This window comes from Pseudomonas sp. DSV-1, from assembly GCF_035830915.1.
Classification (GTDB): Bacteria; Pseudomonadota; Gammaproteobacteria; order Pseudomonadales; family Pseudomonadaceae; genus Aquipseudomonas.
The window spans coordinates 2,805,796-2,819,094 of record NZ_JAYMYG010000001.1; the positions used below are offsets into that span (position 1 = coordinate 2,805,796).

9 protein-coding genes are annotated in these 13,299 nt (G+C 60.2%); 4 read left to right on the forward strand and 5 right to left on the reverse strand.

Annotated features, from left to right (window positions below):
• Nucleotides 1–402: 402 nt before the first annotated feature.
• From glcD to VSQ83_RS13145, 4 genes are read left to right on the forward strand one after another with little or no spacing between them, the layout of a single operon-like run.
• Nucleotides 403–1,902 (forward strand): glycolate oxidase subunit GlcD, encoded by a 1,500-nt coding sequence (glcD, locus tag VSQ83_RS13130; protein ID WP_326426971.1) that lies wholly within the window; start codon nucleotides 403–405, stop codon nucleotides 1,900–1,902.
• Nucleotides 1,902–2,963, forward strand: coding sequence for a glycolate oxidase subunit GlcE (gene glcE / locus VSQ83_RS13135; RefSeq protein WP_326426972.1), 1,062 nt, complete (start codon nucleotides 1,902–1,904; stop codon nucleotides 2,961–2,963). The genes glcD and glcE overlap by 1 nt, the downstream gene beginning before the upstream one ends.
• A 3-nt stretch (nucleotides 2,964–2,966) precedes the next feature.
• Entirely contained in the window at nucleotides 2,967–4,220 is a 1,254-nt protein-coding gene (gene glcF / locus VSQ83_RS13140) for a glycolate oxidase subunit GlcF (protein ID WP_326426973.1), read from the forward strand.
• A complete protein-coding gene (locus tag VSQ83_RS13145) occupies nucleotides 4,199–4,600 on the forward strand; it encodes a heme-binding protein (protein WP_219261756.1) in 402 nt (133 codons plus the stop codon). The genes glcF and VSQ83_RS13145 overlap by 22 nt, the downstream gene beginning before the upstream one ends.
• Before the next feature lie 151 nt (nucleotides 4,601–4,751).
• Here the strand turns inward: VSQ83_RS13145 and VSQ83_RS13150 are convergent, their stop codons facing one another.
• The 5 genes from VSQ83_RS13150 to VSQ83_RS13170 all read right to left on the reverse strand — a co-directional run bounded on the left by VSQ83_RS13150 (nucleotide 4,752) and on the right by VSQ83_RS13170 (nucleotide 13,181).
• Entirely contained in the window at nucleotides 4,752–6,179 is a 1,428-nt protein-coding gene (locus VSQ83_RS13150) for a sigma-54-dependent transcriptional regulator (protein ID WP_219261755.1), read from the reverse strand.
• Complete coding sequence (locus VSQ83_RS13155; RefSeq protein WP_219261754.1) at nucleotides 6,148–7,626, reverse strand: sensor histidine kinase; 1,479 nt, start codon at nucleotides 7,624–7,626, stop codon at nucleotides 6,148–6,150. The genes VSQ83_RS13150 and VSQ83_RS13155 overlap by 32 nt, the downstream gene beginning before the upstream one ends.
• Nucleotides 7,627–7,726: 100 nt before the next feature.
• Complete coding sequence (locus tag VSQ83_RS13160) at nucleotides 7,727–8,743, reverse strand: SCO family protein (protein WP_219261753.1); 1,017 nt, start codon at nucleotides 8,741–8,743, stop codon at nucleotides 7,727–7,729.
• Nucleotides 8,740–11,547, reverse strand: a complete 2,808-nt coding sequence (locus VSQ83_RS13165) for a multicopper oxidase domain-containing protein (protein WP_219261752.1) — start codon at nucleotides 11,545–11,547, stop codon at nucleotides 8,740–8,742. The genes VSQ83_RS13160 and VSQ83_RS13165 overlap by 4 nt, the downstream gene beginning before the upstream one ends.
• Nucleotides 11,548–11,729: 182 nt before the next feature.
• Nucleotides 11,730–13,181, reverse strand: a complete 1,452-nt coding sequence (locus VSQ83_RS13170; protein ID WP_326426974.1) for a sensor histidine kinase — start codon at nucleotides 13,179–13,181, stop codon at nucleotides 11,730–11,732.
• Between the last annotated feature and the right edge of the window lie 118 nt (nucleotides 13,182–13,299).

Here is a 13,299-nt window from a genome sequence, read left to right on the forward strand (position 1 = left end):
CAGATTTCAGGGGTCAGGTGATGAACAAGCAGGATGAAGGATGAGCACCAGGACAACCCACGGCTGGATATGGGCATACAGCAAGATTCGCGGTCTGCAATGTTCCCGATTATCATCGGCCTACAGGGCCTCCCTCTACGTGATGCGCGGTGATACGGGAACGTTTCACAGCGATCTGAGCTGGCAAAAAAACCGCATCCGGCGCTGACCGGGCAGCCACTACCCTCACCCCACAGACCTGCACGTTGCCCTGCGACGGGCTTGCTTGCGCCATCGCAACCTTTACAAAATCGTTTCCACCCGCCAAACAATACATGGACAGGAGCGCGCCCGAGTCCAATGATGGACCGCTGCATCCGGATACAGACCTCTAATAAAAACAATCGAGTGTCGTGAGCCGCCATGAACATCCTTTACGATGAACGCGTCGATGGCATCCTGCCCGACGTCGATTTAGCCCTGCTGCTGCACACCTTGCAGGCACGTTTGCCGGACCTTGAAGTCCTGCATCAGCGTGAAGAACTCAAGCCTTACGAGTGCGACGGACTGTCCGCCTACCGCACCACGCCCCTGCTGGTGGTGCTGCCTCGTCACCTCGATGAGGTGCAGGGCGTGTTGCAGATCTGCCATGAGTTACGTGTCCCGGTCGTCGCACGCGGGGCCGGCACCGGTTTGTCCGGGGGCGCACTGCCGCTGGAAAAAGGCGTGCTGCTGGTGATGGCCCGTTTCAACAAGATCCTGCACATCGACGCTGCGGCCCGCACTGCACGGGTGCAGCCGGGTGTACGCAACCTGGCGATTTCCCAGGCGGCAGCACCGTTTGGCCTGTATTACGCCCCCGATCCCTCCTCGCAAATCGCCTGTTCAATCGGCGGCAACGTCGCGGAAAACGCCGGTGGCGTGCATTGTCTCAAGTACGGTTTGACCGTACACAACCTGCTCAAAGTCGACATTCTTACCGTAGAAGGTGACCCCCTGACCCTGGGTTCGGACGCGCTCGACTCCCCAGGCTTCGACCTGCTGGCGCTGTTTACCGGCTCCGAAGGCATGCTCGGCGTCATCACCGAGGTCACGGTCAAACTGCTGCCCAGGCCCCAGACCGCCAAAGTACTGCTGGCAGCATTCGACTCGGTGGAGAAAGCGGGTCGGGCCGTGGGCGACATCATTGGCGCAGGCATCATCCCCGGTGGCCTGGAGATGATGGACAACCTGGCCATCCGCGCCGCCGAAGACTTCATCCAGGCAGGCTACCCCGTCGACGCCGAAGCCATTTTGCTGTGCGAACTCGATGGCGTTGAAGCCGATGTACATGACGACTGCAACCGCGTGCGCCATGTGCTGGAGCAGGCCGGTGCCACCGAAGTGCGCCAGGCAAAAGACGAAGCTGAACGGGTGCGTTTCTGGGCCGGGCGCAAAAACGCCTTCCCGGCCGTGGGTCGCCTCTCACCCGATTACTACTGCATGGACGGCACCATCCCGCGCCGTGAGCTGCCGGGCGTGCTGCAAGCCATTGCCGCGTTGTCGGTCGAGTACGACCTGCGGGTAGCCAACGTGTTTCACGCCGGTGACGGCAATATGCACCCGTTGATTTTGTTCGATGCCAATCAGCCGGGGGAGCTCGATCGCGCCGAAGCCCTGGGTGGCAAGATCCTTGAATTGTGCGTGAAGGTCGGCGGCAGCATTACCGGCGAGCACGGTGTGGGTCGCGAAAAAATCAATCAGATGTGCGCGCAGTTCAACAGTGATGAGCTGACCCTGTTCCACGCGGTCAAGGCTGCCTTCGATCCCGGTGGCCTGCTCAACCCCGGAAAAAATATTCCGACCCTGCATCGCTGCGCCGAGTTTGGCGCCATGCATGTTCATATGGGGCAGTTGCCTTTCCCTGAACTGGAGCGTTTCTGATGCGCAGTGAACACGACAGGGATGACAGTTACCGCCTGCTGGAACAGGTCGAGCAGGCTCTCCAATACGCGACCCCGCTCCGTATTCAGGGCTCCAACAGCAAGATGTTCCTGGGTCGCCCGGTAGCGGGCGAAGTGCTCGACACAAGATCCCACCGGGGCATCGTCAGCTATGACCCGACCGAGCTGGTGATCACGGCCCGCTGTGGCACCCCACTGTCGGAGCTGGCCCACGTTCTGGATCAATCCCGACAAATGCTGCCCTGCGAGCCCCCCGCCTTCGGTGACGCCACGGTAGGCGGCATGATTGCCAGCGGGTTATCGGGCCCACGCAGGCCCTGGTCGGGTTCGGTCAGGGACTACGTACTCGGTACACGGGTCATCACCGGGCACGGTAAACACTTGCGCTTTGGTGGCGAAGTGATGAAAAACGTCGCCGGCTACGACCTGTCGCGCTTGATGGCTGGCAGCTACGGTACCCTGGGGGTTGTGACCGAAGTGTCGCTCAAGGTACTGCCCAAACCGCGACAATGCCTGAGTATCAGCCTGGAACTGGATGCTGCTGGCGCCCTGCTGCGCCTGGCGCAGTGGGGCCAGCAACCGCTGCCGATCAGTGCGGCATGCCATGACGGCCAGCGCCTGCACGTGAGGCTTGAAGGGGGGGAAGGCTCGGTGGCGGCGGCCCATGAACGGCTGGGGGGCGAATGGCTGGACGCTTCGTACTGGACCGATCTCAACGAACACCAACTGAGTTTCTTCGATGAAACCCAGCCCCTCTGGCGACTGTCCTTGCCCAACAACACCCCGAATCTGGTCCTGCCCGGCAGTCAACTGATCGATTGGGGCGGCGCACAACGCTGGCTCAAGTCCGATGCCGATCCAACGCTCATTCGCCATGCAGTGACAGCAGTCGGCGGGCATGCGACCTGCTACCGGCACGGCCTTGTCGACAGCCCGTTCCAGCCCCTGCCCGCTGTACTGATGCGCTACCACCGCACGCTGAAACAACAACTCGATCCACGGGGCATCTTCAACCCCGGTCGCCTGTACGCGGAGTGTTGAACCATGCAGACCACCCTGAGCGAAAAAGCCCGCCAGCTGCCCCGTGCCCTGGAGGCCGAAAGCATCCTGCGCAGTTGTGTGCACTGTGGTTTCTGTAACGCCACCTGCCCGACCTACCAGTTGCTCGGCGATGAACTGGACGGGCCGAGGGGACGTATTTACCTGATCAAGCAAGTGCTCGAAGGCCACCAGGCGACCGAAAAGACCCAGCAGCATCTGGACCGCTGCCTGTCGTGCCGCAATTGTGAAACCACCTGCCCTTCCGGCGTCGATTACCACAACCTGCTGGATATCGGCCGGGCCGTGGTCGACGCTCAAGTGCCACGGCCGCTTGGCCAGCGCTTGTTGCGTGAAGGCCTGCGCAGTGTTGTCCCGAGTACGGACCTGTTCAGAAAGCTGGTCAGCAGCGGTCAGGTCCTGCGCCCCTGGCTACCTGCCCCCCTGCAAGCTAAGGTGCCCCGCCATGTGCCCGCTGCAAAACCCCGACCGACCAGTCGCCATGCCCGACACGTGCTGATGCTCGAAGGCTGCGTGCAACCCAGCCTGTCACCCAACACCAACGCTGCCGCCGCCAGGGTCCTGGACAGGCTGGGGATCAGTGTCATGCCCGCCCGGGAAGCCGGTTGCTGCGGAGCCGTGGACTATCATCTGGACGCCCAGTCGGCGGGGCTGGATCGCGCTCGCCGCAACATCGATGCATGGTGGCCCGGCATTGAAGACGGTGCCGAGGCCATTGTGCAAACCGCCAGCGGTTGTGGCGCTTTTATCAAGGACTATGGCCACCTGCTCAGCCGCGATCCGGTTTATGCCCGCAAGGCGGCCAGGGTCAGCGCGCTGGCCAGGGACCTGGTTGAAGTACTGCGCGGCGAGCCGCTGGAACAGCTCGGCATACACAGCGATCAACGTCTGGCGTTCCACTGCCCTTGCACCTTGCAGCACGCGCAGAAGCTGACCGGCGCGGTGGAAACCCTTCTGACCGGCCTTGGATTCAACCTGACGGCGGTTCCCGACAGCCACCTGTGCTGCGGCTCGGCGGGCACTTATTCGCTGACCCAGCCTGAACTGTCCCGGCAACTGCGCGACAACAAACTCAATGCCCTGGAAAGCGGACACCCCGACATTATTGTGACGGCCAATATCGGTTGTCAGTCCCATCTCGACAGTGCAGGCAGAACCCCGGTCCGTCACTGGATCGAACTGCTCGAAGCCGCACTGCCCCAACCAGGAGAGCCTCCATGCAAACCAAAGCCGTACTGAGCCAAAAAGAAGTCAGCAAAATCCTTGCCGTGGCCCGTAGCGAAGCTCAGAACAACAATTGGGCCGTCACCATCGCCATTGTCGACGACGGCGGTCATCCGCTGGCCCTTGAGCGCCTCGACGGCTGTGCGCCCATAAGCGCCTACATTGCCACCGAAAAAGCCCGAACCTCGGCGCTGGGTCGGCGCGAGTCAAAGGGGTATGAGGAAATGGTCAACGGCGGACGCCACGCCTTCCTGTCAGCACCTCTGCTGACCTCCCTGGAAGGTGGCGTGCCGATCATCGTCGATGGACACGTGATAGGTGCCGTCGGTGTGTCCGGGGTCAAGGCCGAACATGATGCGCAAGTGGCCAGGGCCGGCGCGCAATGCCTGAAGTGACCCGGCCTCGACTCAGCGATCACCCAAACAAACAGCGCCTCTGTGGGAGCGGGCTTGCTCGCTATGGCATCACCGCGATGTGCCTGGCAGACCGCAGCACCCGCATCGCAGGCAAGTCAGCTGCCACAGATAGTATTGCCCGGCTTTGCACTCACCACTGGCGTTTGTCCGGGCGTTCCAGGCCAAGCTTTTCTATCCGGTAGCGCAACATGTCCCGGCTCAGCCCCAGCAGACGGGCCGACTTGGTGACGTTCCAGTCGGTCTTGTCCAGCATCTTGCGCACCATGTCCCGCTCTACTTCGGGCAGGTTCATCGACTCCATACCGTTGTACACCGGGCGTGGTTCCTGATGCTGCACCTCGTGTTGCATCGGCGGCTCATCCACCAGGCTCAGGCACACGTTCAGTTGATTCGCAGCAATGGTGTCGCTCTGGGCCAGCAACACCGTTTGCTCAAGCATGTTGCGCAGTTCACGCACATTGCCCGGCCAGCTGTAACTGAGCAGCAGTTCTTCGGCCTGGTGGCTGAAATGCAGCAGCGGCTTGCCGTAGCGCTTGCCGTGACTGGCGAGGAAGTGCCGCGCCAGCAACAGAATGTCCTGACCTCGGCTGTACAGTCGCGGCACCTTGATGGAAATGATGCGCAGCCGAAAGAACAGGTCGCGACGGAATTTACCCTGTTGGACCATCTGTTCCAGGTTGCAATTGGTGGCGCTGATCACCCGCAGGTCGACCTTGCGCTCCTTGACCGAGCCCACACGGCGGATGGTCCGGTCTTCCAGCAACTTGAGCAGCTTGGCTTGCAGCAGCAGGTCCATTTCGCCTACTTCGTCGAGAAAAAGCGTACCGCCATCGGCCGCTTCTACCAGCCCCACTCGACGGTCCTTTGCATCGGTAAAGGCACCTTTCTCATGACCAAACAGCTCGGACTCCACCAGGTTGGACGGAATCGACGCACAGTTGAATTCAATGAACGGGCCTTTGCTGCGCGGCCCGTCGAAATGCAGCGCCCGCGCCACCAACTCCTTGCCTGTGCCCGTCTCACCTTCCACCAGTACCGGCGGCAGGTCGGTGTTGGCCATGCGGCGCTCGGCGTCGAGTAACTGGGTAATGGTGCCCTTGAGATACTGCATGGGCGCCGACTCGCCGATCAACGCCTGGACCCCGGATTTTTGCGCCTCGCGGTCCTGGTAAAACGACAGAGTGCGCTCCATGCGGTCCGTCGCCATGGCCTTGTCCAACAACAGCTTGAGCTCGGCCAGGGCAACCGGTTTGGTGACGTAATGGAAGGCGCCCTCCTTCATCGCAATGACCGCATCCTCGACGTTGCCGTAACCGGTCATCATGATCACTTTCACATCCGGCGCGCTGTCGCGCAGCTTCTGGATCAGGTCATGACCACTCATGCCCGGCAGCGAGTTGTCGGTCAACACCACGTCCGGGGTGAAGGCCGTCATTTTTTCCAGCGCCTCTTCAGCCGAATGGCAGATCGTCACTTCGAAGTTTTTACGCTCCAGATAAGTCTGAATATTCTCGGCTAAAAGCTCGTCATCCTCGACCAGCAGAATGCTGTGTTCCATATTCTTCTCCCGTTGCCACTTTAAAGTTGAGTCGCACGCGGGTTCCTTCCTGCTCTCGGCTGGTCAGTTCGACCGAACCTTCAAAGCGCTCCATGATTCTTTTAACCAACGCCAGGCCGACACCCAGGCCGCCTTGCTTGGTGGTAAAAAACGGTTTGAAAACCATCTGTTGCTGCTGCGGGCTCATGCCTTTACCCGTATCGCTCAAGGTCATGCTCAATTGCCCCGGCTGCGAGGATTCGATGTCGATCGTCAGCACGCCGCCCTTGGGCATGGCCTCCAGAGCATTGGCAAACAGGCTGTTGAGGATTTGCGTGAGCAGCACTTGTTGACTGACTACCGGCTCGAACGCCGGAGCGTTGAACCGCACTTCGACATTCGAACTGCGGATCAGGGGTTCGAAAGCGCTCAAGGTGTCTTCGAGCGCCAGCACCAGATCCACAGCCTCGGACTCTTCCGTGGCCGGGCGCAAAGACACCAGCAGCTCACGGACCCAGCGCGACATGCGGTCGACCTGATTGATGATATCCCCGATGTTTTTCTGTGCGCTCTGGCTGGCAAGGCCCTGGGACAGTTCGGCGCTTGAGCGGATGTTTGCCAGCGGGTTGCGAAGGCTGTGGGCCACGGCCGAAGACATGGCCCCCAGGGCGACAAACGTTTCGTTGGCGATCAGCTGCTTTTGCTGGCTTTCGAGCAACCGGGCGGCGCGGCGCACAATCCAGAACAGCGCCAGGTAGATCACCAGCCCGCCCAGAATCGTCGCCAGCCAGATGCTTTTGAAACCGCGCTGAATGCGCGCGACCAGATCCGTAGGTTCCTTATAGATCTCAACCATGGCGATAACGTGACTTTTGTCGGCGTTGAACATCGGGATGTAGTTCTCGACGAACAGGTAATCGGGTTCGTGCAGCAGCCGTTGTTCAGGACGCTCATCGTCAATCTGGTGATAGCTGGTGGATACCGCTTCCTTCATTTCGAAGGACTGATCCAGCTCATCGTCATTTTCGATACGCACGCCCACCAGTTCAGGGTTGGTTGACCACACCACCGTACGATCAAGGGCATAAACCGTGGCCAAAAGCAGATCCGGCAAGTGCTCCACATGGTCAAGAAACTCGATGCGCGCAGTGGCCCGCGTCTCGGGCGGAACATCCGGATAGGCGTTGTCCTGGCGCGGGTCGAGCATTTCACCCATGGTACGGCCAGGCGTAATCGAGGCATGGCGGATTTCTGCCGCGCCAATGGCCTGGATAAATTGCGCGGTCAGGATCGAGTCCCGTTCAATACTCTCTTCGACCAAAAAACGCGTGGAGATATGTCCCAGCCCCAGTGCGACGGCGGCGATGATCAGAAAGCTGCCCAGCGAAAACCAGCGCAGGAGGTTGAACTGCCCACGTTTTAACAGTTGCTCATTGGGATCGGCTTCTATTTTTTCGGGTAACTGCATGGGTGTTCCCCGGTTGCTGTTCTGAGCCTTTGCATTCGAGTTCAGAGTCAGTGTAGGCGCCCATTTTCAAGACGGGCGATACAATGATGCTATTTTGCCTCTACGGCGCTTGTGCAGCCAGAGACTGCTGTCGATCCGTCTCTTCCTGCAGGAAGCCAATAATGGCCTGTGCCGCGCTTTCATCCAGCCGCAGGTTGGGCATCGGGATCTTGCCGTAACGCTCGAACAGTTCCAGCGCCACGGGGTCCTTCTGCGCCAGCATGCGGTCCGGCTCGCGAATCCAGCGACTCAGCCAGACCGGGTCGCGCTGTCGTGTCACACCGATCAGGTCAGGCCCGATACTGCGCATGCCGATACCTTGCCCGTCCTGCATGCCCAGGCTGTGGCACGAGGCACAACGTGTACGAAACAGCTCTTCACCGTTGCTTGGGGGACGAATTTCAGGGGCATCGACATAGCTTTCTTCGGAGCTGGGCTGCTTCCAGTTTTGCAGGGTATTGGCCAACTGATCGGCCAGAATCCACGGATTTTCAAAGGGCGAAGCCTTCATCCAGCGACCGGTTTGCTGATTGCCCACGATCAGGCTGAGGTTGTGATCCTTGGTCCGGCCATTGTCCACACCGTCAATGAACAACCCGAGCTTGTGCCGCAGTTCGGTGACCGCGTCGAACTCGCCGGTGAGAAACTGCCAGCCTGGCCCTACCTTGAAGCGTTGCGCGTATGCCTTGAGCACCTGGGGGGTATCGCTCAATGGATCGATACTGATGGAGTAGAAGAAAATATCCTGGCCTACCCGATCACCCAGCAATTTTTGCACCTGGCGCAGGCGCGCCGTTTCAAGCGGACAGGAGTCACTGCACGAGGTGAAGATAAAATTGATCACCACCACCTTGCCCTTGATCATGTCATCAAAAAAACGCACCTGCCGACCGTCCTGGTCGGTCAGCAGGGTGTTGGGGAAGTAGTCTTCGCCCCAGGGCGTTACCTGTTCGCTGACCGCTGCCGGCTCGGCTTCGTGGCCCACACACACCTGGGTCCCCAGCAGGCAGGTGACCAGCAACACCAGGTGCATGCGCAGTGCGCGGCAGAGGGCTGCGTCGGCTCCTCCAAGGCTCATTTGGTCACCTGCACTTGAGGGCCCACGCCATCGCCTTTGCGGAAAGTAGGCAATGCCGCCGAGTTCACATAGCGCACCCCGTCCCAGCTCGGCAACGGCGTTGGCATCAACTGGAATTGCCCCGGTTTCTCGATGTCCCAGCGCAGCAGCATGGAGTTGTCCTCATGCTGGGTGTTGTGGCAATGCTCCATGTAGGTGCCGGCAAATTCGCGGAAGTTGATCGCCATCTCGACGCTGTCCAGGCCGTCCTTTTCCGAGCCGATGCGGTACACGTCCTTGCGGGCCCATTTTTCCCATTCAGGTGGCGCCTTGCCGCCCCGGCTGAGAATGATCCCCTCCTCGAAGTGCACATGCACCGGATGGCTCCAGCCCTTGCCGCCAGCCTTGATGTTCCACACCTCAAGCGTGCCGAACCCGGTAGTGCCTGCATCGGTGGGGCCACTGGCCAACTGGGTGGCTGCATTGAGCCGCCGTGGGTCCATGTGGTAGCCGAAGCCGCCATCGGTTTTGACCGTCCAGGGCGCTTCGTCGGTGCCGTCAGAGCGGCCGAAGATGAACGTCCGGTGGCGGGCCTTGGCCAGCAGGGCCTTGTCTGCCGCATTGTCGCGGTGCAGCTTGAGCGGGATCATGACCAGGCCTTCTGCCTTGCCCGGCTTCGCCGGTTCATAGGCGGCGGGGTCCATGGCCAAATCCTGGCCGGTGTAAGCCTTGACGTTGAACTGCAACACCTTGCCCACCGCCGGATCCCCCTTGTCCCACTGCGGGCCTTTGCTCGACTGCTTGATCACCGCCAGGTATTTTTCGGAGAGCACATCGCCCAGTGCTACAGGTTCTTTGGGGCCCTTGCCATCGTCATGCACCAGCAGATTGACCAGGAACAGCTTGTCCCCTGGCTTGATACCGTTTTTTGAAAAATTGACGATGATGTCAAAGCGTTCGGCAATGCCCTGGGTCGGCAGGATTGCGTTGTGATTTTGCTTGTCGCCGTCCGCATCCAGATCCATTGAGCCGTCAAAAGGAACGCTGTGCTCCATGATGTTGCCGTCGTTGGCGATCATGTGAAACGGCACGCGGGCATAAGAGACACCAGAGCCTTTTGGCCCCTGGAACTCGCCGCTGGTGCCTTTGATTTCACGCACCATGGCCAGTTTGAAGTAGCGCGACACCGAACCATTGAGGATCCGGAAGCGGTAGCTGCGGGCACGCACGTCGAGCGTCGGCTTCCACTGCCAGTTCACCAGCATCTGGTCGCCGATGAAACCATCGGTGTTGAACGGGTTGAACCACAGCTGACCATTGGCGTCCCAGGCCTTGTCGGCGAGTACCAGGTTGACGTCGTAGTCACGGTTGCCCCACGCCAGCGCGCTGCCACTGGGCAAACGCAGGTTGACGCCGTCGTTCACCGCTTCGTTGCCACGGTCCAGGGCGCTGTAGTAGTTCATCATGGCCGCGTTGCCCTTGTAGACATTCTGCGCGGTGAAATCGAGCATGTGGTCGTGGAACCAATGGGTGCTCATGGTCTCGCGCCAGTCGCCACGGATCTTGATCGTGCCATTTTCGCAGGTCTTGAGACTGGGCTTGATATCGTTGGTCCACAGGGTTTCACCGGGCGAACACGGGAACGCGGCCCGCGGATCATGGGCATCGGTGTTGATGCTGTCGTAGCCGGCCAGCTGGATCGGCCAGCGATAGTCGTAATATTGACCGGGGAAGAAGAACGCGTTGGCATAGCCGTCGCTTTCCGCTGGCGCGTGCCCGTTGTGTTCGTGGGTGCTGATGGTATGCAGGCCAAAGCCCATGTTGGCCGACGGGTCGATCGGCAAGCCGTTGTAGTGCCGCATCAGCACCGGCTGACCGTAGCGCACCATCAACAGCTTCGGTGGCAAGGTGCCGTCGAAGGTCCACACCGAGTTGTGGTTCTGCACCGGCATGCTCGGGTGAAAGCGTGCATCAACGCCTTTGGCTGTGCCATCGGTGGCCGGTACGCCCGCCACGTTGTGGTACAGGCCGCCGGGGCCGAACTCGCCCAGCGCATAGCCGTGCATCTGCCGACTGTCCCGCAGGCCGCCGTTGACACGCGCCCCGGTCTGCACTGTCTTGTAGGCCAGTTGCGGGTAAAACTCGTTCCAGCGCTGATGGGACCAGCCCTTTCCTGGCGGACGCCCTTCTGCAGACGAACCTATGCGCCGGTTGAGAAAGAACTCGATCTGCGCCTGCCACGGATTGCGATCCACGACATTGGAAAACTGGCTTGGAAACGGGGTCAGCCCCGGTTGGCGCAGGAAGGCGTCGAGGGCCGCACCGGGTGGTGCACTGCGTGCCACGCTGGCGGGATCCTGTTGCGGCAGCGGGCCAATCGCCGCGGGCGGAAATCCCAGGGGCGCTGCCGGTGTCGTGGGGTCCAGTTTTTCCGGACCGAACTCTTCGAACAGTACCAACTGCTGGGTAAACGGCTGGGCCCCGAACAACGGGCTGGGTTTGCCGTTGGTGGGGTAATTGAAGCTGGTCTGCTGCGCGGGCGGCAAGGCGTTCTCCTGACGCTCGGTTGCGCGGGTGCCCTTGACCCCATTGGGCAGGTCGAAGGAGTCCTGGTTGGCTTCCGGCATGGTCAGGATGGCGTTCAACGCTGCCTGCTCATCCGCCGGTTCATCTACAAAAGCGGATGGGTCTGACGGTTCGGGCTGTCGCTCGTCGTCAATGGGGCTGGCATGCAGAGGCGTGATGCCCATGATCATGGTCAGTAGAACGCTCAGCGGAGCAAGCACACCGAGCCACTTGGAAGGGAATCGCGATTTTATGTCCATCACCAGCCGCCTCGAAGTCATAAAGGGGGTAATGGGGACGGTGCAAGGAGTCGGCCAATTTTAAACAATTACTTACAAATAAAATAAAATCATTAAAAACAATTGCTTGCACACATATCATTTAAAGCATCGAGTGCATCCATCCGGGGATGCACCCGCTAATGGGGAAAATTCACACCCGTTTACTGGGGTATTAACTTGAAAGTGAGGTGCACACACGTCCCCTCGCCCTTTGAGCTTTGCAGGCTTGCCGAGCCGCCGTAACGCTCCATGGTCCGCTTGACCAGCACCAGCCCCACCCCAAGCCCGCCTTGCTTGGTAGTGAAAAACGGACGGAACGCCATACTGCGCTGCTCCTCGTTCATGCCTCTGCCGTTGTCACTCAACACCACGCTCACGCTGCCGGCATCGTTTGAAACCAGCAAAATGGTCAAGGTTCCACCCTTGTCCATCGCGTCCAGAGCGTTAGACAACACACTGTTGAGAATCTGGTTCAACTGCAGCTGCTGGCTAACCACCAGCGGTGTGGAGTGCGGCTCGAATTCAACCCGGATCGAGGCCTTGGCTATCTGCTGCTCGAAAGCCACCAGGCTTTCATACAACGCCGCCACCAGATTCACCGGTTCGGGTTCACCGCTGAGCGGGCGCAGGGACTGCAGCAATTCGCGAACCCATTTGGACATCCGGTCAACCTGCAGCACGATGTCGTTTATGTTCTTGTGGGCGGCGCCACCGTCGAACTCCAGCGCCAGCTCGGCGCTGGAACGTATGGTCGCCAACGGATTGCGCAGACTGTGGGCAACCGCCGAGGACATTTCCCCCAGGGCGACAAACGTTTCGTTGGTCACCAGCTGTTTCTGCTGTGCCTCAAGCAGCATGGCGGCCCGGCGTACGATCCAGTACAGGCCCAGATAAATCAGCCCTCCGCCCACGGCAGTGGCCAGCCAGATCAGCAGCAATCCCCGGACCATGCGGTCGATCAGGTCGCTGGGCTCCTTGTAGATCTCTACCATCGCCGTGACCTTGTCGCCATCGGCATCGAACAACGGAATGTAGTTTTCGATAAAGACGTATTTCGGCGGGACTAAGAACTTCTGTTCCATACGGGCTTCATCGACATTGTGATACCTGGCCGACACGGGCGTCTTGGAGTTGAAGGCCAGGTCCAGGTCTTCGTCGGCGTGGATCGTGGTGCCGATCAGCTCCGGGTTGGTGGACCAGATGACGGTGCGGTCAGGGGCATAGATGTTGGCAAGGATCACGTCCGGCAAGTGCTCGATATGATCCAGGAACTCACCTCGGGCGCTGGCGCGTGCCTTGGGGTCGACGTCGGGGAAGTCCTTGTCCTGGCGCGGATCGAGCAACTCACCCATGGTCCTGACATTGGGGATGGATACATGGCGAACCTCGGCCGAGGCAATCGCCTGGATAAACTGGGAGGTCAGCAACCCATCGCGGTGGACGCTCTCGGCAATCACGAACTGGGTCGAAACGGCGCCCAGTACTGCCGCGACTGTGCCGATCACTGCGAGGCTGATCAGCGAGTACCAGCGCAGCATGTTGAACGCTGGCTTGCGTGAGCCCTTGCGCTCATTGGCCTGGACGACCCGAAGTGTTTTAGTCAGCACACTCATAGACGTTGCTTCCAACATTGTCCCCTCTAGGGTTATAGCCCACTTATGGGCGTTTGCCCGACTCTGGGTGTGACTCACCGCCATCCCCCCGCTGCCCCCCAACTGACCCCAGGTGTGG